Origin of the sequence: Domibacillus sp. A3M-37, from assembly GCF_024213455.1 — a bacterium.
GTDB lineage: Bacteria > Bacillota > Bacilli > Bacillales > Domibacillaceae > Domibacillus > Domibacillus tundrae.
Map to the genome: position 1 here is coordinate 47627 of NZ_JANAVL010000007.1, position 23393 is coordinate 71019.

General features: G+C 45.9%; 21 protein-coding genes and 1 other RNA gene. 3 read left to right on the forward strand and 19 right to left on the reverse strand.

The genetic code is table 11. The features are described 5' to 3' along the window. Window positions 1–8: 8 nt before the first annotated feature. On the reverse strand, window positions 9–2000 hold the full coding sequence (locus NLX67_RS12250; RefSeq protein WP_254311933.1) for a YjhG/YagF family D-xylonate dehydratase: 1992 nt from the start codon (window positions 1998–2000) through the stop codon (window positions 9–11). Between the two features lie 337 nt (window positions 2001–2337). On the opposite strand from NLX67_RS12250, the gene NLX67_RS12255 reads away from it, so the two are divergent. Then, the gene (locus NLX67_RS12255; protein WP_254311934.1) at window positions 2338–3321 is read left to right on the forward strand and encodes a glycoside hydrolase family 43 protein; all 984 of its coding nucleotides are present in this window, start codon (window positions 2338–2340) and stop codon (window positions 3319–3321) included. A 165-nt stretch (window positions 3322–3486) separates the two neighbouring features. Here NLX67_RS12255 and NLX67_RS12260 read toward each other — a convergent pair whose 3' ends face one another. From NLX67_RS12260 to NLX67_RS12300, 8 genes are all read right to left on the reverse strand, one after another. Then, window positions 3487–4620 carry a THUMP domain-containing class I SAM-dependent RNA methyltransferase gene (locus NLX67_RS12260; RefSeq protein WP_254311935.1) on the reverse strand — a complete coding sequence of 378 codons (1134 nt, stop codon included), beginning with the start codon at window positions 4618–4620 and terminating at the stop codon, window positions 3487–3489. A gap of 230 nt (window positions 4621–4850) precedes the next feature. Next, window positions 4851–5242, reverse strand: an RNA gene (gene rnpB, locus NLX67_RS12265) — RNase P RNA component class B. A 55-nt stretch (window positions 5243–5297) separates the two neighbouring features. Then, window positions 5298–5627, reverse strand: coding sequence for a cell division regulator GpsB (gene gpsB / locus NLX67_RS12270; protein ID WP_046180536.1), 330 nt, complete (start codon window positions 5625–5627; stop codon window positions 5298–5300). 300 nt (window positions 5628–5927) lie between these two features. After that, on the reverse strand, window positions 5928–7145 hold the full coding sequence (locus NLX67_RS12280) for a ribonuclease H-like domain-containing protein (protein WP_254311936.1): 1218 nt from the start codon (window positions 7143–7145) through the stop codon (window positions 5928–5930). Window positions 7146–7157: 12 nt separating this feature from the next. Continuing rightward, on the reverse strand, window positions 7158–9395 hold the full coding sequence (locus NLX67_RS12285) for a DEAD/DEAH box helicase (RefSeq protein ID WP_254311937.1): 2238 nt from the start codon (window positions 9393–9395) through the stop codon (window positions 7158–7160). A gap of 120 nt (window positions 9396–9515) precedes the next feature. Continuing rightward, window positions 9516–9866, reverse strand: coding sequence for a DUF1798 family protein (locus NLX67_RS12290; protein ID WP_254311938.1), 351 nt, complete (start codon window positions 9864–9866; stop codon window positions 9516–9518). A gap of 15 nt (window positions 9867–9881) precedes the next feature. Continuing rightward, on the reverse strand, window positions 9882–10109 hold the full coding sequence (locus tag NLX67_RS12295) for a hypothetical protein (RefSeq protein WP_046180532.1): 228 nt from the start codon (window positions 10107–10109) through the stop codon (window positions 9882–9884). Between the two features lie 112 nt (window positions 10110–10221). Beyond that, window positions 10222–10701, reverse strand: a complete 480-nt coding sequence (locus NLX67_RS12300; RefSeq protein ID WP_254311939.1) for an STAS domain-containing protein — start codon at window positions 10699–10701, stop codon at window positions 10222–10224. Between the two features lie 177 nt (window positions 10702–10878). On the opposite strand from NLX67_RS12300, the gene recU reads away from it, so the two are divergent. Next, a complete protein-coding gene (recU, locus tag NLX67_RS12305; protein ID WP_254311940.1) occupies window positions 10879–11484 on the forward strand; it encodes a Holliday junction resolvase RecU in 606 nt (201 codons plus the stop codon). Window positions 11485–11509: 25 nt separating this feature from the next. Then, a complete protein-coding gene (locus NLX67_RS12310; RefSeq protein WP_254311941.1) occupies window positions 11510–14224 on the forward strand; it encodes a transglycosylase domain-containing protein in 2715 nt (904 codons plus the stop codon). Window positions 14225–14253: 29 nt separating this feature from the next. On the opposite strand, the gene NLX67_RS12315 is transcribed toward NLX67_RS12310, so the two are convergent. The 10 genes from NLX67_RS12315 to panB all read right to left on the reverse strand — a co-directional run bounded on the left by NLX67_RS12315 (window position 14254) and on the right by panB (window position 23264). After that, a complete protein-coding gene (locus NLX67_RS12315; RefSeq protein ID WP_254311942.1) occupies window positions 14254–14718 on the reverse strand; it encodes a YpoC family protein in 465 nt (154 codons plus the stop codon). After that, entirely contained in the window at window positions 14715–15374 is a 660-nt protein-coding gene (gene nth / locus NLX67_RS12320; protein ID WP_254311943.1) for an endonuclease III, read from the reverse strand. Before nth ends, NLX67_RS12315 begins: the two co-directional genes overlap by 4 nt. 12 nt (window positions 15375–15386) lie before the next feature. Next, window positions 15387–16073 carry a DnaD domain-containing protein gene (locus NLX67_RS12325; protein ID WP_254311944.1) on the reverse strand — a complete coding sequence of 229 codons (687 nt, stop codon included), beginning with the start codon at window positions 16071–16073 and terminating at the stop codon, window positions 15387–15389. A gap of 95 nt (window positions 16074–16168) precedes the next feature. Beyond that, window positions 16169–17362 carry a pyridoxal phosphate-dependent aminotransferase gene (locus NLX67_RS12330; RefSeq protein WP_254311945.1) on the reverse strand — a complete coding sequence of 398 codons (1194 nt, stop codon included), beginning with the start codon at window positions 17360–17362 and terminating at the stop codon, window positions 16169–16171. Between the two features lie 19 nt (window positions 17363–17381). After that, entirely contained in the window at window positions 17382–17747 is a 366-nt protein-coding gene (locus tag NLX67_RS12335; protein WP_172645578.1) for a cell wall elongation regulator TseB-like domain-containing protein, read from the reverse strand. 137 nt (window positions 17748–17884) lie between these two features. Continuing rightward, window positions 17885–18055 carry a YpmA family protein gene (locus tag NLX67_RS12340; protein WP_082091560.1) on the reverse strand — a complete coding sequence of 57 codons (171 nt, stop codon included), beginning with the start codon at window positions 18053–18055 and terminating at the stop codon, window positions 17885–17887. 52 nt (window positions 18056–18107) lie between these two features. Further along, on the reverse strand, window positions 18108–20912 hold the full coding sequence (gene dinG, locus NLX67_RS12345) for an ATP-dependent DNA helicase DinG (RefSeq protein WP_254311946.1): 2805 nt from the start codon (window positions 20910–20912) through the stop codon (window positions 18108–18110). Between the two features lie 275 nt (window positions 20913–21187). Then, entirely contained in the window at window positions 21188–21571 is a 384-nt protein-coding gene (gene panD / locus NLX67_RS12350) for an aspartate 1-decarboxylase (protein ID WP_046180524.1), read from the reverse strand. Further along, window positions 21556–22428, reverse strand: a complete 873-nt coding sequence (panC, locus tag NLX67_RS12355) for a pantoate--beta-alanine ligase (protein WP_254311947.1) — start codon at window positions 22426–22428, stop codon at window positions 21556–21558. Before panC ends, panD begins: the two co-directional genes overlap by 16 nt. Beyond that, window positions 22425–23264, reverse strand: coding sequence for a 3-methyl-2-oxobutanoate hydroxymethyltransferase (gene panB / locus NLX67_RS12360; protein ID WP_254311948.1), 840 nt, complete (start codon window positions 23262–23264; stop codon window positions 22425–22427). Before panB ends, panC begins: the two co-directional genes overlap by 4 nt. Between the last annotated feature and the right edge of the window lie 129 nt (window positions 23265–23393).

The following is a 23393-nucleotide window of genomic DNA, read 5'->3' on the forward strand; positions in this document are numbered from 1 at the left end:
CTCCTTCATTATTCTGAAACGAACTTCTCCGTTTTGCCCGCCAGCGCTTTCATGCCGGCTTCGAGCACTTCAATAATCCGGTCTGTGTCATACACACTTCCCCGCCACGTACCGCCACTCACAGATTGAAGAGCTGCCCAAAGACGAGTATCATCCGGCAGATTCGGATTTGGCTTCACATCTTCATGACGCGGGCGTTCAGCCAAAACTTGAACCGCTTTTTCCGGTGAATACCGTTCGGTTTTCGTGCCAATGAAATTAACCGTTCCTTCCAAGTTTCGGCAGTCCACAGCAATCTCGATTACATCCCCATCCCGCACTTTTCCGATTGGTCCATCGGCTAAAGCTTCCGGTCCGACATGTCCAATGCAGGCACCTGTGGAAACACCGGAGAAGCGGGCATCGGTGATGAGTGAAACATACTTTCCGAACGGCAAATATTTGAGCGCTGATGTTAATTGATATGTTTCTTCCATCCCGGTTCCAAGCGGGCCGCCTCCCATGACGACCATAATATCGCCGGCTTCAATGCCGCCCGTTTTAATGGCCTGGATAGCTGACTTTTCAGATGTAAACACTTTCGCATGGCCTGTATGTCGATACACACCGTCTTCATCAATAACCGATGGATCAATAGAAGTGGATTTAATAACCGACCCTTCCGGCGCGAGGTTGCCTGTTGGGAAAGTAACGGTTGAAGTAAGTCCTCTTTCTTTCGCTTTTTCAGGACTCATAATGACTTCATCCGGCGAAATGCCGTCCGCTTCAAGTAAACGCTTTCTTAACGCAGCGCGTCGTTCTGACTTTTCCCACCAATCTAAATTTTCACCGAGCGTATTTCCTGTAACCGTTAATACATCTTCGTGCAGAAGGCCCAGTTTACGTAAGTGAAGCATCACTTCCGGAACACCTCCGGCAAGGAACAAACGCACCGTTGAATGACTGTCAGGTCCATTTGGCAATACATTCACTAGACGAGGCGTTCGGTTATTGATTCTCACCCAGTCTTCCACTGTCGGAATTTTGCAGTTGGCCGCAAACGCAATCGCCGGGATATGAAGAAGCAAATTCGTCGAACCGCCAAATGCCGCATGCAGCGTCATCGCATTTTCAATCGCTTTGTCCGTTAAAATATCTTTTGTTGTTACGTTATTTTTTTCCATTTCCAATGCAGCACGCGCCGACTGCTTCGCCATTTCTGCCCATATTCTCTGGCCGGAAGGGGCTAACGCCGCGTGTGTAACCGCCATGCCCAGTGCTTCAGCGACAACTTGAGCGGTACCTGCTGTCCCTAAAAACTGGCAGCCTCCGCCAGACGTTGCGCATGACCGACAGCCGAGTTCAGATGCTTCCTGGAGAGTAATTTCTTTGTTTGCATACCGCGCTCCGATGGTTTGGATTTTCCCAGCATCTTCCCCATTCGTAGGCGGAAGCGTCACACCTCCTGGCACGATCACGGTTGGCAAATCATGTGTACCTGCAAGCGCTATTATCATTGCCGGCAAGCCTTTATCACAGGTTGCGACTCCCACAACAGCCTGGCGTGTTGGCAATGAACGGATCAGGCGACGGAATACCATAGCCGCATCATTCCGGTAAGGAAATGAATCAAACATGCCTAACGTTCCCTGCGAGCGCCCGTCACACGGATCACTAACAAACGCAGCAAACGGGATGCCTTTCTGGCTTTTAATTTCTTCTGCAGCCGCTTTCATTAACAAATCAATTTCCCAGTGCCCTGTATGGTAGCCAAGTGCCAACGGATTTCCGTTATCATCTCGAAGCCCGCCGTTTGTCCCCAGAATCAGCACTTCCGCTCCTAAAAGATCTTGCGGTTTCCAACCCATGCCCACATTTTGCGTCCAGCCGAAAAGATCTCCGCTCGGTGAGTTTTCAAGCATTTGCGGGGTTAATGGCAGCGTCCCAATCGGTCCTCCTGCATTTGTTTTCACGTTATAAATAGATGTATTTTCTTGTTGAAAAATAGATTTCATTGACATTGAGCTCCCCCTCATTTCCTTAAAGTAAAGTGTTCAATATTATAAACCATAATTTTACTATATAGTTTATCATTTTTTCAGTAAATTCGAATAATTAATTTTTATTTTTTCTTGATGATGAGGTGAGACCGCTCATCTCTGATAATCAAGCAGTTTCTTTAATTTTAGAAAATGAAAACGAATACAAAAAACCTTGATCTCTTTGATAGAGATCCGTATAATAAACAATTGAAGTTAGTTTGTCGTTCGAACAAACTATATAAAAAGAATTCCGTTTTTGCAAGACTTCCAGCCATAATTTGTTTTATCCATCTTTTCAGAAAGCAGGCGATACAAAATGGAAACTACTGTTAAACCCAATACCCCTTTAGTCACCCACATTTATACAGCTGATCCTTCTGCCCATGTATTTGAAGGAAAGATTTATATTTATCCTTCTCATGACTTGGATCATGACGACCCTTCCAATGACAATGGGGATCAATACAAAATGGAAGATTATCATGTCCTGTCAATGGATGATTTTGATTCTCCTTGTATAGACCATGGCGAAGTGCTGCATGTAAAAGATGTGCCATGGGCAAAAAAACAAATGTGGGCACCAGATGCTGCTTATAAAAACAATATGTACTATTTATTTTTCCCTGCCAGAGACCATGACGACATTTTCCGGATTGGCGTTGCCACAAGTCCTCATCCAGCCGGTCCATTTACGCCGCAGGAAAGCTATATTCCCGGCAGCTTCAGCATTGATCCCGCTGTGCTTATAGACGATGACCAAAAAGCCTACATGTATTTCGGCGGCCTATGGGGCGGCCAGCTGGAAAAGTGGCAGTCCGGAACGTTCGATCCGGCTGATGAAGGGCCTGATCCATCAGCTCCCGCTTTAGGACCGATGGTGGCAGAATTAAGTGAAGATATGCTGACATTTAAAGAAGCGCCTCAGGAAATTTATATTCTTGATGAGGATGGAAGCCCTATTTTTGCGAGCGATGAAGAAAGAAGATTTTTTGAAGGAGCATGGGTTCATAAGCATAATGGTTGTTATTATTTGTCTTATTCTACCGGCACCACTCATTATATTGTTTATGCCATGAGCCAAAATCCACAAGGGCCGTATACGTATAAAGGCAAAATACTGGAGCCGGTATTAGGATGGACAACGCATCATTCGATTGTGCATGTCGACGGCAAACCGTATTTATTTTATCATGACTGTTCTTTATCAGATGGAGTGAATCATAAACGTAGTGTAAAATTTACAGAATTAACATATAACGAAGACGGGACGATTCAAACAATTTCCCCTTACCAAACGTAACGTGGTAAGTTTATAAACGGACAGGGGCGTCATCCAGCTGGATTCGCTCCCTGCCCATTTTTAAGCTTCCCATGATTTTTTCCATTCAGCTGGATTTATGTCTAGTTTTTCCTGATTGTGTCCACTGATCCTCGTTTGTGTCCAGTTTCACCACATTGTGTTTAGTTAGTCGCGGCGGGGTGGACGTTTCCCCCAGTATTGATAATAATCGCAGCGGATAAAGCCATTAAACAGCTTTCGTTTTTTCGTCGCCGGCCGGCCGTATACATCTTCAAATTCTTCAAGAGACGTCAATATGTAAATTGACCATGTATCGAGTTTCTTAAACGCGTATCCCAAATCTGCATACAGCTTTTCGACGCCGGGGCGGTCGCTGAGACGTTCACCATATGGCGGGTTGCCGACAATCACGCCATATTCTTTATCCGTTTGGAATGCCGTTGCGTCTCCTGTCCGAAATTGAATCAGGTCGCCGAGCCCTGCTTCAAACGCATTTGCTTTTGCGATTTCTGCCATTTTCGGATCAATGTCAAGCCCTTCGATATCAAGCGGCTGATCGTAGTTTGCTTTGTCTTCCGCTTCTATACGCGCCTCGTCCCATACGCGTTCATCGATCCAGCTCCATTGTTCAGACACAAATTCGCGGTTAAAGCCGGGCGCAATATTTTGACCAATTAATGCGGCTTCAATCGGAATCGTACCAGAGCCGGCGAATGGATCCACAAACGGCTTATCCGGGTGCCAGTTTGTCAGTTTTACCAGTGCTGCTGCCAGTGTTTCTTTCAGGGGCGCTTCCCCCTGCCCTGTCCGGTAGCCGCGTTTGTGAAGGCCGGCCCCGCTCGTATCCATCGTCAGAGTCACTTTATCTTTTAAAATGGCCACTTCAAGCGGAAAGCGGGCGCCTGTTTCCGCCAGCCACGTCTCTACGTGATAAGCGGATTTCAACCGTTCTACAATTGCTTTTTTCACAATTGCCTGGCAGTCTGAGACGCTGAACAGAGTTGATTTAACTGATTTCCCCTGCACTGGAAACGAAGCATCTTTTGGCAAATAATCCTCCCACCGCAAGGCTTTCGTTTTTTCAAAAAGCTCATCAAACGTTTTTGCATAAAATTCCGCTACTACGACTTTGACACGATCTGCGGTCCGCAGCCACATATTGCAGCGGGCGATAGCCGAAGCGTCACCTTCAAAATATATTTTTCCATTTTCTGTACGCGGCTCATAACCGAGATCTTTTACTTCTTTGGCCACGATCGCTTCAAGTCCCATCGCAGCCGTCGCAATTAATGTATACATGTATAACCTCTTTTCATTTCGGTTCATTTGGCAGTTCTTCGAATAAAAAATTAATCCGTTTTGAAAACAGTACGGAATTAGAAAAATAATTTCTTTGCATTAGTATGTTCGACAATCACGTCACTTACTTATTATTGATCATTTTCATAAAGAGGCCAGCCTTGTCAAATAGAACAAAAGCTCTCCTATAAAGGAGAGCTGTGTCTTTTGAATTTAAACCCTGAATAACGTTCTGTAAGCCATGTTTTGTTCCATCGTACTGCAGGCGGCCAGGGTACGGCCTCGTACTCCGGCGGCAATCATCTATCTGCGAAAAAACAAGTGCTTTTCGCCTCTCCATCCGTTCATTTCCGTCTGGAAAGTGCCCCTACCAAAATTTGGGTTGCTCGCTCACGGGGTTTACCTCGTTCCACCTTTGCCATTTCTGGCAAAGCTACGTCACTGTGGCACTTTCAAAGTATTCACACCATATCTTAAAGACTTAGGTGTTTTCCCTGCCGTCAGCAATAAATGCTGCCCTGGCTTATGGTTTCGCCAGGCGCGATCACTACAGGCATCTCAGCACTGTGCGAGCATGGACTTTCCTCTGCAGCCGTTAAGACAGCAGCGATTACCCAAACGCTATTCGATTTCATTTCTTAATTATAAAAGAAGAAACGCTATTTCGCAATGGAAAATTATTCGTTATGAAGACGATCGCCAAAAACGTGGCGTTCTAAGTTCGATAACCGTTTTAAAATATCAAAATTAGTCGAACCAGGGGCCGGTTGCTGCTGGCGAATCGGCGCTTCCGGAACAGGTTTCCGGGCCGAAATCGTACTGTTTTCTTTTTTCAGGCGCAAGTTTTCCTGCTGCAATTCTTCAATCGCCTGCTGAAATACTTCATAATCTTTTATGACAAGGTCTAAAAATTGATCCACTTCATCGGGACTGTATCCACGCATAGCCGTTTTAAATTCTTTTTCAAGAATATCTTTTCCCGTTAATTTAATTTTTTCCGATAACATTGCCTTGCACCACCTTCATTGAGTCCTGCCTGTTTTCATTAATTGTTTCAAAAACAAGGTCTTTTGTCAATTGGAAAGCAGGCCTCAGCGGGCTTTTTCTTTCCTACAAAAAAGCATAGAAACTATCTTTTAAATTCGTCAATACGAATGCAGTTAAGCCGACAAAAACGAAAAATAAAAATAAAATTGCACGATACAACCTGTCATTCACCCCATATTTTTAGTCTATCTGAAAACCAACCATTTATTATTTTACGTTGTTTTCAAAAAAGTTACAACTATATGACAGCAATTTTCGCGTTATTTCGACAACTTTTTTTCCAAACGATGCAAACGGTGTTCCAATGCACATGTTATCGCTTCTTTTTCTAGTTTCTGCTCAAGCGCCCATTCGGTTTCTCGTAATGCTTTAGGGATATCTTTCCACTTATGTTCATACACTTTCGCCAATTCAATTGCCGCTTCAATAGACCGGTCCCCATTTGACTCGCGTACACGGGTAAATAATGACACAGCTGCTTCAAAAGACTGCTCCCGCTTAAGCTGCATAGCGAGCCGAAATGCTGCGTCAAGCGCCACTTCTTCCTGCCTGCTTGCAGTCGACTTTTCGAACGATTCTTTTGCGGCCGCGCTGTTGCCCGACGCCTCAAACCACTTCCCTACTTCAAGTGCCGTTTGATCATCAACTAGAGCTCTTTCATCGAGCACAAGCCGGCTAATGTGCGTATAAAGCGTAATCAAGCTTAAAATATCCCGCTCGTTGTGCTTCATTACCTGCAACACACCTTCCGGGTCGCCTCGCTCTAGGAAATCAAAATAAATGATCGGCGCCAGGTGTCCCGGCACATCATTTACTCGCTCAAGCCCAAGGTGCCCTTTTTCCACATTGACGAGCTTGACCGATTCCATTGTATGTTTAAAAAGCCGACGGGATGCATGATATAAATCGAAATGGCCAAAAGCCGGCAGTGCCGGCACCTTGTCACGCACAAATGTATGGCGTGATTTTACTTGTGGCCAATCAAACGATTTTCCGTTATACGTCACAAGCGTTGTATAATCCGTTTCCTGTAAAAACTTCGCATAAAGCGCCGTTTCATTACCCGGTGAAGGCAAAAAGTATTGTTTCACTGTTACTTGATTTTCATGAATTCGTGCCGTCCCAAGTAAAAAAATAACACTCCCGGTGCCGCTTAAACCAGTTGTTTCAATATCAAAAAAGAACAAATCTGATGGTTGAAATCCTTTCGCTGACAATGGGTGATAACTGTCAAACGCTGACCATTGATCAATTGTTTTTTTTGCATCCTTGAATGTATAAAAACCATGTGCCGCATCAAGAGCATAATGCGTTTCGCGTGTGATGCAATATTCGCCGTCAAGTTCAAACAGTTCTGCCCCAGCCGATTCCCATACGTCCCAAAAACGGATGCCTTCCGGCGGTTCCTGTTTTGATGCAGACGGCTCCTCACGCACAATGTGCTTTTTCAGCCGCTGCAGCTTCTTTGCCATGCTCATCTTTGCCACCCCTTAAAACTGGTCGAGCAGTTCCATGCTTTTTCGCTTTACATCCATCCCGTCAAAGCCCATACCGACACATGATGGACAGCCATTCTGACACGGACATTTTCGAATAAGGTCTTTCGCGGCTTCTTTTACGTCATCAAACCGTTTATACACATCTTCTGCAAGACCGATGCCCCCCGGATAATGATCATAGAGAAAAATCGTCGGAAGTCCCGTATGCGCCGCTTTAATTTGTGACACAACATGAATGTCGCTTTTGTCACACATCGTATGAATCGGAACAATATGATGCAAAACGTTGGCAATGCCCATCAGCAAATGCTCCAGTGACTTTTCCGGCTCTTCGATATTCAGCTCGAGCCAAACCGCGCTTGTATGAATTTCTTCTTCCGGCAGCGTAATCGGCCCGGAACCAATATTCTCAAACGTCGTCATTTTAATCTTTTTAAATATCGTCGGCAAAATGTTAACGGTCACATCTCCATAATGAACGGCAGACAACGGCCGCTCTTTCGTCCGATCAATTTCTAGGACTTTTAGCTGAACCGCCAAATTCGCATCGGTGTAGTATTCCACATCTACTCGACGGACGTACGCTTTTTTGTGCTCCCAATCAAGCTTCTCTACTTGAAATTGAACGCCTTCATGCAAATAAATCGCTTCATCATGCAAAAGTGTCATCGCACTCAGCCGGTCCATTTCACCGATAATTTTCACGTTGGCTGTCTCTGATTGATCGACAATGACAACATTTTCCTGCGTGGCAGAACGAAGGCTGATATTCGTTGCCGGAAACGATTCATGCGACCAGTGGTATTTGCCTCCATTGTAATGAAGAACACGCTCTTCCCGCAAGTAATCGAGCACATCAGTCACATCCATCGGTCCAAACGATTCATCTTCCTGAAACGGCAGCTCATACGCTGCGCATTTTAAATGATCAACCAAAATAATTAAATTTTCAGCATTAATGCGGGCCGTTTCTGGGTTTCGTTCAAAAAAGTAATCCGGGTTTTGAACGACGTACTGATCAATAGGTGTAGAACTCGCTACCATAATGATAACGGCTTCTCCATGACGCCGGCCGGCACGACCCGCTTGCTGCCACGTGCTCGCAACACTGCCCGGATACCCCGTCATCACGCACACTTGCAGCTGGCCGATATCAACCCCAAGCTCGAGTGCATTGGTGCTGACCACCCCTAAAATGTCGCCGTCACGGAGTCCTTTCTCAATCGCGCGCCGTTCTTTCGGCAAATAGCCGCCTCTATAGCCACGGATCGTTTTTGGTCCGATGTCCCGCTTTACAAGCTCTTGAATATGGCTCAAAATAATTTCTACTCGGACTCGGCTTCTCGCGAAAATAATGGTTTGAATTTGGTTTTTTAAAAACTCTCGCGCCAGCCTGTTCACTTCGACAGTTGCGCTCCTGCGAATGTTAAGCGGTTCGTTCACAACCGGCGGATTGTAAAAAACAAAATGCTTCCGTCCGCGAGGTGCCCCATTATTGTCGATCAAACGCATCGGGCTGCCAGTTAATTGTTCCGCCAGTTCTTTTGGGTTGGCGATTGTCGCCGATGTACAAATAAACTGCGGACTGCTTCCATAAAATGAGCAAATTCGCTTTAAACGACGAATTACATTCGCCACATGGCTCCCAAATACACCGCGATACGTATGCAATTCATCGATCACAATGTATTTTAGGTTTTCAAACAAGCTGACCCATTTCGTATGGTTTGGCAAAATAGCGGAATGAAGCATATCCGGATTGGTCATGACAATATGTCCGGCCTGCCGAACTTTTTGCCGGATCGCCGGCGACGTGTCCCCGTCATATGTAAAGCTTTTAATATCAGCACCCATTTCTGCAATGATCTCATTTAATTCACTTTTTTGATCTTGCGCAAGTGCTTTCGTCGGAAATAAATAAAGCGCGCGGCTCGCACTGTCTTCCGCAATTTTTTGCAGCACCGGCAAATTGTAGCAAAGCGTTTTACCGGAAGCCGTCGGCGTGACAGCAACGATATTTTCACCTTGCTGCACCGCTTCAAAAGCAGAGTATTGATGCGTATATAAATCGCGGACACGACGCGCTTCCAGTGCAGCCCGAAGCCGTTCATCAATGAATATCGGCATTGGACGCGTTTTCGCTTCTATCGGCTCCAGCTCATGCCAGTGAATGACGTTTTCATCATTGCGCAGCTCCGTAATAATATCTGAAAGAGTTTTTTTCCACATGATGATTTACACCTCTCTTATCCTTAGATCCACACAACGCGGCGTTTTTAGCCTTTGATCCTATAATATCGAACAAACGATCTTTTTAAAAGCAAAAAAAAGAACGCAGTGCCGCGTCCTTTATTCTTTTATGCAATTGTCCAGCGATTCAAGCACGTATAAGGCCGAATCCGCTGATTGAATAAATTTCGCTTTTCCCGTATCAAAAAAGTGGGCATATGCTCCAACCCTTCGCGCGTTGTCCGCCGCCTGCACAATTTGAGCGGCATGCACGTATTTTTGCGGATGCTCCTGTAAAAATAAAAGAGCTTCTTGCTCCCACAGATCTGCTGCGGCATCCACTTCGTCTGCAAATGGCTTTACCGTTCCAAAAAAATCAGCTTCTTCTTTTGATTCGCGTTGTGCTTCATAAATAGCTTTTGCCCGTACAATTAATTTACTTAGTTTCACTGTTTTTTCATATAAAGACACTTCGTAACCCTCATTTCAAATAGAACCGGCAGCTTGCTTAAGCGGCAGTACAGTATCTCCACATAAAAAGCGTGCTCCTTCTTCGACGAGAAGCAGACGATTGTGGACGCGTTCTGCACGAATTCGAAAGCCAGCGATTTTGCGGCTTCGCTCATCCGCCACTCTCATTTTCAACCGTTGCTCAAGCTCCAATGTATCTTTTTCCAATTCGTTCAACCGCTCCATCCACTCTTCTTTCGTCATCACCTTCACCCCTTTGCCGTATTGACTAAAAGGATTCGCCGAGCAAAGCGAATGTCCTGCCGTCCTGACAAAACTAGTGTACAGACGTCAAAGAAAGTAGGTATGCGACAAATTATGCAAACACCATTCCTTTTTTCTTTATTAAAAACTGGAGAGCGCTCCGGAATGTTAAAAAAGTATTTAAATCAGTCCGGATCCGCATGCCGCTTCGCATTAAATCTTGTGTGAAATCCGGCGTGAATCCCACTAAAAATGTCTCTGCTCCCATCAAATTTAAGGAGTTTATCAAATGATCGATTGATTGGCCGAGTACAGCGGTTTCCCCAATTTCTTTTTTAGAAATGGCAGTAAAATCAATAATCACCGTTTCGACCTCGTTCTCATAACAGGCGTTCATAAGCGATGAGATAATAGTCTCAAAGCGGTCTTGCGATAACTTCCCCGTAATCGGGACTAAAATGGTTTCCGGGATGATCGACGGAATGATTGGTGCTGAAACATCTTTTACAATTTGTTTATATTCTGCAAGTTCTTCTTTTAATAACCGGTTTTCTTCTTGAAGAGCAGCGATTTTTTCTGTTTCTTTGCTCATAACGGCTCACCTGCCTTACTAGCATCATAACGTCCTATATTAATATAATAGCGGAAAGATAGTTTTTTTTCAATCTACAGTCTTCAGAAAAAGGCATAAAGCAATATGTCTTTTCAAACAGGCGATTTGTTCGCTCATGTGGTATGATATTGATTGGATTCAAGAGGAGGGAATGAGATGGCGATCCGCTATCCAAATGGTAAACAATATACGCGGCCGGCTCATACGTCTGAATCGACACAGCCGAAAAAAGATCCTGTGTTTTCAAACCGCGGCATGACGCTCGAAGACGACATTAATGAAACGAATGCGTATTATTTAAGCCGAAACATGGCGGTCATTCATAAAAAACCCGTGCCTATTCAAATCGTCCAGGTGGATTACCCGGCGAGAAGTGCAGCTGTTATTAAAGAAGCGTATTTCAGACAGGCCTCTACAACGGATTACAACGGGGTATATAAAGGAAAGTATATTGATTTTGAAGCGAAAGAAACGAACAACACGACGTCGTTTCCTCTGAAAAATTTTCACGCCCACCAAATTGCACACATGAAACAAGTCGACGAGCATGGCGGCATTGCGTTTGTGATTATCCGATTTTCAAAAACGGACGAGCTGTTTTTTTTGCCGTTTTATACATTGAATGGCTTTTGGGAACGTATGCATGATGGCGGCCGCAAATCAATTACAAAAGCGGAACTCGCTGATTGCAGTGCAGCACTTAAACTGGGTCTCTCTCCGCGCATTCCGTTTTTAGATGCAGTGGAGGATATATACTTTTAATTTTGAAAGCGAGGAAAAAAGACATATGTCTGACGAATACAAATCGAGAACCGAAAAGCGGAACCAGCAAAAGAAAAAGCTGGTCCGCATCCAAAGAAAACCAAAAACACCAAAAACAGCGAAAGCACCAAAAGCAACCGCAAGCAAAAAGCAAGTGATCTTGAAAAGAATCCTTCTCTTGGTGGGTTTACTTGCCTTGTTCCTCTTGATCAGCGGCGCTGGTTTATTTGCGTACTATGTGAAAGACACGCCTGACATTGACGAAGCACTGTTAAAAGACCCGATTTCGTCCAAAATTAATTACGATGGTGGAACGCTCCTGACCAATATCGGTGCAGAACGCCGTGATTACGTAGCATACGACGACATTCCTCTTTTAGTCCGCGATGCGTTTATTGCGACAGAAGACAGCCGCTTCTTTGAACATAAAGGAATTGATCCGGTCCGTCTTGCCGGGGCGGTTGTGAAAAACGTCACGGAAGGCTTCGGCTCACAGGGAGCGAGTACCATTACCCAGCAGGTTGTCAAGATGTCATTTTTATCACCTGATAAAACACTGAAACGGAAAGCCCAGGAAGCATATCTTGCTTATAAACTGGAGCAGGAATACTCAAAAGAAGAAATTTTCGAAATGTACGTAAACAAAATTTTTATGTCCGGTGGAATTAACGGTGTTAAAGCGGCGGCGGATTATTATTTCAGTAAAGAACTAAGCGAGTTGTCTCTTCCGGAAGCCGCTTATCTTGCAGGTATGCCGCAAAGCCCGAATAACTACAATGCATTTGAACATCCGGAAAACGCTGAAAAACGGAAAGATCTAGTTCTCTCCCTAATGAATCAGCATGACAAAATTTCCGCTTCTGAGATGGAAGAAGCGCAGGCTCAGAACATTACAGATTATCTTTTGGACAAGCCTGTCAGCAAATCAGGAATCGATCCAGAATATGATGCCTTCGTTGATCTTGTGATTGAGGAAGTGGGAGCCATGGGCTATAACCCGTATACAGACGGGTTAACGATTGAAACAACACTCGACAAAGAAGCGCAGGAATACATGTATAAGCTGCTCAACAGCGATGAGTCGATGAATTATCCGAGCGAGCTGTTCCAAGCAGGTATTGCATTGACAGATACACAGACTGGTGCAATCCGGGCGATTGGCGGCGGCCGCAACCAGGAAGTGCAGCGCGGCTTAAACTATGCGACAGATATTAAACGCCAGCCAGGTTCCACCATCAAGCCTATTTTGGATTACGGACCAGCGATTGACTATTTAAAATGGTCCACATACGAGCAGGTAGAAGATAGCCCGCTTCAATATTCAGGCGGCGGTTCAGTCGGAAATGCCGGCGGCTCTTATGCAGGCATGATGTCGATGCGCGATGCACTGGCGCGTTCGAAAAATACGCCGGCCGTCCGCACATTCCAGGAAGTCGGATTTGACGATGCTTATGAATTTGCCGGCAAGCTCGGCATCAAATTAGAAAACGAATATGAATCGTATGGAATTGGCGCAATGGACGGTGATGAAGGTATTTCACCGTTGCAAATGGCCGGTGCTTATGCAGCGTTTGGAAATGGCGGTATTTATAACGAGCCGCATACTGTCACAAAAGTAACGCTTGCAGATGGCACGGTCGTTAAAAACGATGTAACGTCAGAACCTGCGATGAACGACTACACCGCTTATATGGTGACAGACATGCTAAAAAGCGTTGTTAATTACGGAACGGGTACAGCCGCAAATATTCCATCTCTTCATATGGCAGGCAAAACCGGAACGACGAACTACACAGATGATGAACTCGCACAATATGATTTCCCATCCAGTGCATCACCGGATGCGTGGTTTGTTGGCTACACAACAAATTATACCGCCGCTATTTGGACCGGATACGAAAGCAGAACGGAATATTTGTCAAAAGAAAGCCAGCAGATTGCCAAAGAACTCTTTAAGCAGCTGATGACTAAAGTATCAGAAGATGTCGACACACCTGACTTTGAAAAACCAGACAGTGTCGTGGAACTTCCGATCATTAAGGGATCAAATCCGGCCGCCGTTGCCGGAAATGGCGTCTCAGACAGCAACAAAACGTACGAATTATTTATTCGTGGCGAACAGCCGAAACGGTCAAAGCCGCCAGTAGAGCCGGAAGAAGAGGAAGAAGAAACAGAAGAAGAAGAAGAAGAACAGCCGGAAGAGGAAACATCAGGTGGTGCGGTAACTGGTTTGTCCGCCACTGCTGATGCAAGCGGCAATATGTCCGTTTCCTGGTCGTATAACGGCGATGGCAGCCCATCCTTTAGTGTATCGAATGGCCTAGAAACGCAGTCGATTGGCGGCTTTTCTACCGTCTTTAGCAGCGGACAGCCTGGTGAAACCTATTCGATTACGGTTACAGCCATCGTAGACGGCCAAAGTGTCGATTCCGCTTCGACTTCTGTAACCATACCTGGCGGTCAAACAGCAGAACCGGAGCCGGAACCAGAGCCTGAGCCGGAACCGGCAGAGCCTGAACCGGAACCGGCAGAACCAGAGCCTGAGCCGGAACCGGCAGAACCAGAGCCTGAGCCTGAGCCTGAGCCGGAACCGACAGAGCCAGAGGAGCCAGATACAGAAGTTCCAGCAGAAGACAATACAAATGGTAACGGAAATAACAATGGAGATGGAGCGGTACAAGGCAATGGGGACAGTGAACCTGAACCCGCGCCTGAGGTTGATACAGCTCCATCCGAATAAAAGACGAAACCCCCGATGATAATATACTCTCATCGGGGGTTTTTTATTGCATAAACAGCCGCTGCTTTTTTTAATTCTGTCATCAATTCTATTAACTGCCGGTAAGCCATATATGTATACGGCCGGCTGTCGATGTACGTAAATCGCTCACGAAAATTAATTGGCTTTACGGCGAAATCCGCTTCTTTTTCTTTCCATAACACTGGCGCTGACGGCTGTCCGTTCACCCAAAACAATGCCATAAAAAACATCGCCAATAGCGCATCGACTTCTCTTTTCACATCTTTGCTGCGGGCACGTTGTTTTTCATCAAGCGCCGTCTCCATTTCGTCCCATGCGGACTGCAGCAACGGCAGCCCGCTTTTTTCCCATTCCCACGGTTTGTCACCGCTCAGCTCGTACAAAAAATATGGATAAAAACAGACTGAGTCCGGCATTTCCACATGTGTTTCATCCGAAAAATAACGAAGCTCTTTTGGAATCAATACATTCATTTACGGACACCACCGAGCTTCATTCTTTTTTTCCCTTCCCGACACAAATCAAGCAGCGGGCATTCGGGGCAGTTCGGCGACTGTGCTTTGCAGTGATACCGACCAAAAAAAATCATCCGGTGATGCGTATCCGACCATTCCTCTTTTGGGATTTTGCGCATTAACGTTTTTTCGACTTCTGTCACATTGTCTTTCCAGCGGCAAAAACCCAGCCGCTTCGAAATCCGTTCAACATGCGTATCTACGGCAATTGCCGGAACGCCAAATGCGACAGACGCGACGACATTCGCTGTTTTACGGCCGACACCTGGCAGCTTCTCAAGTTCATCCTGCGTTTCGGGTACAACACCGCCGAGCTCTTCAATGAGCATCCGCGACATCTTCTGAATATTTTTCGCTTTGTTCCGGTATAAGCCGATCGAGCGGATATCCTGCTCAAGTTCCTCCAGCGGAACCGACAAATAGTCCTCCGGTGTTTTATACTTTTGGAACAGCCCTTTCGTCACTTTATTGACGAGCGCATCCGTGCATTGCGCAGACAGCGCCACTGCAATAACAAGCTCAAAGGGATTGTTATGGTTTAATTCGCAGTGCGCTCCCGGAAACATTTCCGCAAACGTATCCAGACAGCGGCGAATGTCAGTTTTATTCAGCATCTTGTTTTCTCCTTATTGTTCCAGCCAATTGTAAAACGGCACCGCATGTTCCGAGCGTGATACCTGCTCAGCTCCAGCCGGCTTACGAAACTTTTTCCCTTGTTCTCGCGCCTGCTCTACCGTTTTAATGCCTTGCTTTTTCCATTCAAATAAAATGCGGTCCATATAGCGGAAATTCAGCTTCATGGACAATACCGCTTCCCGAAGAGCTGCTTTAATCACAGGCGGTTCATGGCCGTCCTGGTCAATCCAAAGCGCAAGCGTTTCACATTCAATGGAGGAAAGAGGCCGGCCAAACTCTTCTTCAAACAAACTGTATAAGTCTTTTTCTTCTACCATTGCCTGCTGAACAGACAGGCCTCTTGCTTCGGATTCAAATAGGGAGACAAGCTTGTTCCAAAGCGGCTCAAACGAATAAAATTCATAGCCGGTCTGACTCCCCTCTACAATCGCAACTACTTGTTTTTGAATCAGCTTTTTCACACATCCCGCGCAGTCAGAAGCAGACATCGACATCCGTTTCGACAGCTCTTCAAAACTCGGGAAGGTGATCCCTTTTTGTGAATAGGAGTAAATGTGCAGAAGAACCATCATTTCCTGCTCATTTAAAGACAGCCGCTTGTAGTTTTCAAGCAGCACGTTCGGTACGCTTGTGGCTCCTTGCTCCATCCAGCGAATCATCATTTCTTTTTCTTTCATTTCCATTCCACCTCGAACCTTCGCAATGCTTCATATTATACTAGGACCAGGAAAAAAAGAAAAGCCGCCCGAATGGACTGCTTTTCTAATCATTATTACCCTTTTTGGTTTGTTTTTACATAATCCGCAATACGGTCAACTGCTTTTTCAAGCAGTTCAAGCGACGTTGCATATGATAAGCGGATGTTTGGAGGCGTGCCAAAACCACTGCCCGGCACAACTGCAACGTTTGCTTCTTCAAGGAGCGCCGTCACAAAGCCATCCACATTGGCATGACCTGTTAATTCTGCTGCTTTTGTTACGTTCGGGTACAAGTAAAACGCACCTTGTGGTTTTAAACACGTAACTCCTGGGATTTCCGTTAATTTTGCATGAATGATGTTCAAGCGTTCTTCAAATGCTTTTTTCATCTCTTCTACCGGCTGCTGTGTGCCTGTGTAAGCGGCAATGGCGCCGTATTGAGCAGTCGATGTCGGATTAGACGTTGAATGGCTTGCAAGATCTGTCATGGCTTTAATCACCTGTGCGTTTCCAGCGGCATACCCGATCCGCCAACCAGTCATCGAATGGGATTTTGAAACACCGTTAATGATGATCGTTTGTTCTTTTAATTCGGGAGACAATTCGGCAATGGACACGTGTTTGTTGTCCTCGTACACTAATTTTTCGTAAATTTCATCGGAGACGATCCAAATGTTGTGACGGATGGCCACTTCGCCAAGCGCTTTTAGCTCGTCAGCTGAGTACAGCATGCCGGTCGGATTCGACGGTGAGTTAATGATAACCGCTTTTGTATTGTTCGTAATCGCTGCTTCAAGCTGTTCCGGTGTAATTTTAAAGTCATTGGATTCTTTGCCGTCTACATAAACAGGTACACCGTCCGCAAGCTTCACTTGCTCCGGATAACTGACCCAATAGGGTGTCGGGATGATGACTTCGTCGCCATCGTTTAAAATCACTTGAAATAAGTTATAAAGCGCGTGTTTTGCGCCCGTTGTCACAATGATTTCGTTCGGCTTATATGTAATGCCCTGATCCTGCTTGAATTTATCGATGACCGCGTTTTTCAGTTCGGCGAGCCCTCCGGCCGGTGTATATTTCGTTTGGCCATCTTTTAATGATTCATACGCCGCTTCAATAATATGGTCCGGTGTATTAAAATCCGGCTCACCAGCGCCAAGCCCAATGACATCAATGCCTTGTGCTTTCATTTCTTTCGCTTTTGCGGTAATCGCAAGCGTTGTTGATGGGGTTAATGCTTTTACGCGTTCTGCTAATTGTACGTCCATGAATCCATTCTCCATTCTGTTAAATGTTTTCAACCTTTTTCCACCATGTTCCGTCTGAAAACGTTAAATAATAATAATTCAAGCGGCCATTGTCATTTTTAAATGTAAACAGCCAAACAGGGGTTTTGCCTTCCATGCCAAGCGTAAGCGATAAAATATCCGCATTGCCCGCTTCCTCCTTGAAGAGAGCACGTGCTTCTTTCTCCGTCACACCATCACCCAACGGGCGGACGATCGGTTCGGACTTGCCATCCTGTGCCAGCCAAACCGCAACATCCTGTCCGCTTTCGTCCTGCCCGGTTCCCGTATAATACGCCGTTGTGCTGTTATAAAGATACACATCGTCGATTTGCGAAAGAGCAGCTTTTTCCTGAAGCTGTGTCAAAGCAGTCTCTTTTGCTTTTTCATACGGTTTTTGTGCATTATTATACAGTATAGATACAATTATCACAATGAGAAACAACGAAATTCCGATTATTAATAACCATTTTTTAAAGTTTGTTCGCATATTCACCACGTTCTTTACGTTCGATAAATTGTAAAAACTGCTTTTGTCTGATCATCGGCATCAAGCGCAAGACCAAACATTAAATTTTCCCGCTTAAGCGTCCGATTCAGTGTATCAACAAGTTTATACAAGTCACCGTTATTTTCAACTTTCACGGTTGAGAGCACTTCAATTTTTGACTCCATAAAAAATCCCTCCTGGCTCAAATTATAGCAGGAATGGCCGTACCTCATGCAACTATTTTTCCCTGGGCAGCCACTTTTCTATGAGCTCCATCGTACCGGCAATATCCAGTTCTTTCACCGGTACGTCTGGAATCGATTCGAGAAACGCTTTTCCGTACCGGCTTGACAGCACGCGGCGGTCAAAGAGGATCGCCACCCCCCGGTCCGACTCTGTGCGGATTAACCGGCCAAAGCCTTGACGAAAACGAATAATCGCTTGTGGCAGCGAATAAGCGGAAAATGGATTTTCTCCTTCTTTTTTCAGCTGCCCGCTCCTCGCGGCGATAAACGGATCATCTGGCGGCGCAAACGGCAGCCGGACGATAAACAAAACCGATAAATCTTCGCCCGGAATATCGATTCCTTCCCAAAGCGCGCCTGTACCGAGCAAGATCGCTTTGTCATACTGCCGAAAATTTTTCGCCAGCCGGGCGACACTGCCATTCGTAATGCCCTGTGCAATAATGGCGTATTCAGCCAGAAGTTCTGTTTCGCGAATAAAATCATGTGTTTTTTTCAAAATATCAAACGATGTAAATAAGACGAGCATACGACCGCCTGCTGTTTCTGCTGCTGCAATAATATAATCTGCGACCGCCTGCGCGTATGAGCCATTGTCTGTTTCTTTCACTTCTGGTACATCATTCGGAATAACGATTCGGCAATGGTTCGCATAATCAAATGGCGACGGGATAACATATTCACTGTACTGATGCGGCGTCAATCCCATTTCGCCTGCAAAAAAGCGGAAAGACTGTTCAACTGTCAGTGTCGCCGACGTAAACAGCACATGATGCCGTTCAAGCAAGTAATCTTGAATGAGTGAACCAGGCTGAACCGGCTGCGTCCGTATCGTCAATGTATTCGCCAGCGATCGGACGTCCCCTTCCATCCAAATGACTTCTTCCTCATCGGGGCGAAAAATGAGTTCAAACAGCCGCTCATTCCACCCCCGGCACCTCTTTAAAAATAAAAGCATATCGTCTACATACAATTCATCTCGAGCAGACAGCTGCTTGCGGATATCCGTAATAGGCGTTATTTTCTCCGACACGGCTTCTATTAAACGTGACAGCAAATTGTATAATCGTTCAGCGCCATATTCGATTTGCTGCCAGCCGGCAGTGTTTCGGCTTTCTTCTGTAATAGCCTGCTGGCGCTTAGAATGGCTCATTCGAGATGTTTGCCGTTCAAAAAAAGCGGATAATACGCCAAACCATTCTTCCGCTTCTGTTAAAACAGCGGCAGTGGCTGCCATCACTTTCTCCGACGGCCGTTCAGCGAGACGCTTTGATTCGATCCGGTTCAGATGATACAGAAGACGCCGGTCTTCCGCCGAACCCATTTTTCCGAGCAAAAATTTCAGATGTGCGAGCGACAATTCCTGCCCAAGACGCTCTCTCGCTGCTTTTTCAAACCGGTGTGCTTCATCAATAATGATATAGCTCTCTGGCAGAAGAAGCGGTTTTTCCGCTTTCATATCGGCAATTAAAAACGAATGATTTGTGACAATAATGTCGGCACTTGCTGCCACTTCTTTTGCGTATCGGGCAAAATCATGCTTGCGCCACGCTTGTTTTGCTTTGTTCATGTAATCGTCTGCCTGGCACACTTCTTTCCAAAACAATGCCCCGCCTGACGACAGATTCAACTCATCGCCGTCACCAGTTTCTGTTTCGAGCAGCCAGACGAGCATTTGCATTTTCGTCATCGTCCGGTCGTAATTTCGTTCTTTTTCCCGAAGCGACCGGACAAAGCGGGATAAGTCTAAATAGTGGCGCTTTCCTTTTAATACTGCTGCTTTTACATCAAACGGCAGCATCATCTGCAGCTTCGTAAGCTCCCGCTCCAGCAGCTGGTGCTGCAAAAGGACGGTATACGTTGAAACAACGACCGGCCGGCCGCTTCGCCGGCTTTCATAAATAGCCGGCAGCAAATAGGCAAGTGACTTGCCCGTCCCGGTACCTGCTTCAATGACAGTATGCTGCCCTTTTTCAAAAAAGCGCTGCACTGCATTCATCATCTGCATTTGCCCGTGCCGGCGCTCCATTCCAGGCACACCGGAAAGCAGCACCCATTTTTCTTCTTCCTTTTCCGGAAATGAAATCGACCTGTCTGCTGTCCGTTTTTCCGGCTGTTTTTTTGTTCGAAGTGCAAGCCCACGATAAACAGTCCACTGATCCGATAACATTTCCACGCGTTTTTTTTTCTCCGCCGCAATACGGGACAGCAGCATATGAATATCACTTTTCAAACCAGATGACAGCTTTAATAATTGTTCAATCGTCACCAGGGGAAGTGCTTCCAGACGTTCTACCAATTGAATAAACAGTTCTGCTGTTGCGTATGCATCACTGTCCGCCCGGTGCTTTTGCATATGGCTCAGTCCAAATTGATCAGACAAATCGCCCAGCTTATAACTGTCTGAAGCTGGCAAAACAATTTTCGCGAGTTCCACCGTATCGATAAAAAGACCGGTAAACGGCGGATGTCCGGACGCTTCCAGTTCACCATTTAAAAACGTTAAGTCAAAAGACACGTTATGAGCCACAAAAACCGAATCTGCAAGCCATTTCAGAAACTGCCCGGCTTCGTCCTTAAAAAATGGTGCCTGTTGGACCGTTTTTTCATCAATCCCGGTTAATTCTTGTATAAATGGCGGGATCGGCGCATCCGGATTTAAATATGTATTGTATTGGCCTTGAATTCGGCCTTCTTCAATGGTAACAAAAGCTGCCTGCATAATACGGCCGCCGCTTGCATGAGAGTGGCCGGTCGTTTCAAAATCTGCCACTGTAAATCGTACGTCATTGATCACGGCAAACACACCTTTAAGTAAATTCTTTATCAGTTTACCACAAGAATAGCGAAAGGTGCCCGCTTATCGGCGACAAGCATAAGAAAAGCACTGGCGGAGGCGTTTTTTTGCCTCCAGAAGGGCTTGGCGCTGGGTAAGGTAAATGGAACAAAAACTAAGAACGAACGCGGCATCTGCCGCAACGCTTTTGTAACCCAGATCCTATGGGCCTCGAGGGCGCCTAGAGCTGGAAAAATGCGCAAAAAAAGACCGCTGGCTAAACAGCGGCTTTAAATTTACATAATGGTTGCGGCCGGTTCTTGATGCAAGAGATCGGCAATGCGGTTTTGTTCATCCATGATCAGTACTTTCGGCTTATGGTTTTTTACGTTTTCCTCCGCCACTAAAACGTATGAAATAACAATCACCGTGTCGCCCGGCTGAACGAGACGCGCGGCGGCTCCGTTCAAACAGATGACGCCGCTGCCGCGTTCGCCTGGGATAATATATGTCTCGAGACGCGCACCGTTGTTGTTATTAACAATTTGCACTTTTTCATTTGGCATCATGCCGGCTGCATCGAGCAAATCTTCATCAATGGTAATGCTGCCGACGTAATTTAAGTTGGCTTCTGTCACCGTTGCACGGTGAATTTTCCCGTTCATCATTGTGCGAAACATGGTGCACTTCCTTTCATCGGTAAAATCAGATTATCAATTAATCTGGCATTTTTATATTTGACAGCAGCGGCCGCGATAATCGTGCCACTAACTGAATCTAGGGACTCTAATTCCGGATACGACAAAATCTCCATATAATCAATTTCCGCACCGGTTTGCTCTTCCAAAACGCGGCGTGCTTTTTGCTTTAAATGGGCGATATTTGTTTCACCTGCTTTAATGGACTCTGCCACGAGCTGAAGCGCTTTGTAAATCGCGGGCGCTTTTTCCCGCTCTTCCGGCAGCAAATACACGTTGCGTGAACTTTTTGCCAGTCCATCCGGCTCTCTTACAGTGTCAACGTCCACAATTTCGATCGACACGTTTAACGAGTCTACAAGTCCGTGAATAACAGCAAGCTGCTGCGCATCTTTTTTGCCGAAATATGCCCGGTCCGCTTCTGTTAAATGAAATAATTTCATAACCACGGTAGCCACACCATCAAAATGACCAACGCGTGCTAAGCCGCATAGGGCGTTTGTTCGTTTATGGACCGTCAGCGTCACCGACGGCTCATCCGGATACATTTCTTCAACAGACGGCAAAAACAAAATATCGACGCCTGCTTCTTCAGCTAGCGCTGTATCCCGCGCTTCATCCCTCGGATAACGTTCAAAATCTTCATTTGGCCCAAATTGAAGTGGATTAACGAAAATAGACATAATCACAACATCGTTTTCCTTGCGTGCCTTGCGGGCGAGTGTTACATGCCCTTCATGCAAAAAACCCATCGTCGGTACAAAACCGATTGATTGGTTATCTAATTGAAAATAGCGGACTTCTTTTTTTAAACTCGCAACCGTCCGGATAATATTCATGAACGCACGCCTCCATACAGCCGGTCCAATTCGTCTTCGTTCATTGTGAATGTGTGCGCTTTTTCCGGAAACGCGCCTGTTTTCACATCTGTGACATAAGAAGAAACCGCTTTGATTCCGTCTTGGTCAAAATTTGCATAGCTTTTTACAAACTTCGCTGTCCGGCCGACGCCATAGCGCATAATGTCATGGTAGACAAGCACTTGACCGTCTGTTTCGGTCCCCGCACCGATTCCAATGACTGGAATCTGAAGTGCTGCGGCAACAGACTGTGCGACTTGGTGCGGGACACATTCCAAAACAAGCATAAACGCCCCTGCCTGCTCCATTGCTTTTGCATCTTCTAGCATTCGCTGCGCCGCTTCGGCTGTTTTCCCTTGTACTTTATAGCCGCCAAGAACGCCAACTGACTGAGGGGTAAGGCCAAGATGGGCGCATACCGGTATGCCGGCAGCTGTTAATTCACGCACACGGTCTACGATTTCTCCTGCTCCTTCAAGTTTTACCGCGTCCGCTCCCCCGCCCTGTATGAGCATGCGAGCCGTATTAAGTGTTTGTTCTTTATTCACGTGATACGTCATAAACGGCATATCCGTGACGACAAATGTATCACGTGCACCTCGTTTTACCGCTTTTGTATGGTGTACCATATCTTCCGTTGTGACATAAACGGTTGATTCATATCCAAGCACTGTCATGCCAAGGGAGTCACCGACTAAAATGAGGTCCGCAGCGCCTGCTTCTGCCTGCTTCGCTGACGGGTAATCGTAAGCCGTAATCATGGCGATTTTATCTTGTTTTGCTTTCATCTTGCTGAAATCTGCTGTTCGCTTCATTTTGCTTCCTCCTTTTGATTAGAGGAGACGAAACAACGAAAAAGGGTCCTGCTGCCCGAAAAAGAGCAGAAGGACCCGTTATAAACGGATGAATGTTTCGACCCTCTGTCCCTGTCCGTCCGGATCAAG

What these genes read in the sequence shown, in the direction of transcription:
- NLX67_RS12250 (WP_254311933.1), bottom strand. Translation starts at nt 2,000, where the DNA reads ATGTCAATGAAATCTATTTTTCAACAAGAAAATACATCTATTTATAAC.
- NLX67_RS12255 (WP_254311934.1), top strand. Translation starts at nt 2,338, where the DNA reads ATGGAAACTACTGTTAAACCCAATACCCCTTTAGTCACCCACATTTAT.
- NLX67_RS12260 (WP_254311935.1), bottom strand. Translation starts at nt 4,620, where the DNA reads ATGTATACATTAATTGCGACGGCTGCGATGGGACTTGAAGCGATCGTG.
- gpsB (WP_046180536.1), bottom strand. Translation starts at nt 5,627, where the DNA reads ATGTTATCGGAAAAAATTAAATTAACGGGAAAAGATATTCTTGAAAAA.
- NLX67_RS12280 (WP_254311936.1), bottom strand. Translation starts at nt 7,145, where the DNA reads ATGAGCATGGCAAAGAAGCTGCAGCGGCTGAAAAAGCACATTGTGCGT.
- NLX67_RS12285 (WP_254311937.1), bottom strand. Translation starts at nt 9,395, where the DNA reads ATGTGGAAAAAAACTCTTTCAGATATTATTACGGAGCTGCGCAATGAT.
- NLX67_RS12295 (WP_046180532.1), bottom strand. Translation starts at nt 10,109, where the DNA reads ATGACGAAAGAAGAGTGGATGGAGCGGTTGAACGAATTGGAAAAAGAT.
- NLX67_RS12300 (WP_254311939.1), bottom strand. Translation starts at nt 10,701, where the DNA reads ATGAGCAAAGAAACAGAAAAAATCGCTGCTCTTCAAGAAGAAAACCGG.
- recU (WP_254311940.1), top strand. Translation starts at nt 10,879, where the DNA reads ATGGCGATCCGCTATCCAAATGGTAAACAATATACGCGGCCGGCTCAT.
- NLX67_RS12310 (WP_254311941.1), top strand. Translation starts at nt 11,510, where the DNA reads ATGTCTGACGAATACAAATCGAGAACCGAAAAGCGGAACCAGCAAAAG.
- NLX67_RS12315 (WP_254311942.1), bottom strand. Translation starts at nt 14,718, where the DNA reads ATGAATGTATTGATTCCAAAAGAGCTTCGTTATTTTTCGGATGAAACA.
- nth (WP_254311943.1), bottom strand. Translation starts at nt 15,374, where the DNA reads ATGCTGAATAAAACTGACATTCGCCGCTGTCTGGATACGTTTGCGGAA.
- NLX67_RS12325 (WP_254311944.1), bottom strand. Translation starts at nt 16,073, where the DNA reads ATGAAAGAAAAAGAAATGATGATTCGCTGGATGGAGCAAGGAGCCACA.
- NLX67_RS12330 (WP_254311945.1), bottom strand. Translation starts at nt 17,362, where the DNA reads ATGGACGTACAATTAGCAGAACGCGTAAAAGCATTAACCCCATCAACA.
- NLX67_RS12340 (WP_082091560.1), bottom strand. Translation starts at nt 18,055, where the DNA reads ATGGAGTCAAAAATTGAAGTGCTCTCAACCGTGAAAGTTGAAAATAAC.
- panD (WP_046180524.1), bottom strand. Translation starts at nt 21,571, where the DNA reads ATGTTTCGCACAATGATGAACGGGAAAATTCACCGTGCAACGGTGACA.
- panC (WP_254311947.1), bottom strand. Translation starts at nt 22,428, where the DNA reads ATGAATATTATCCGGACGGTTGCGAGTTTAAAAAAAGAAGTCCGCTAT.
- panB (WP_254311948.1), bottom strand. Translation starts at nt 23,264, where the DNA reads ATGAAGCGAACAGCAGATTTCAGCAAGATGAAAGCAAAACAAGATAAA.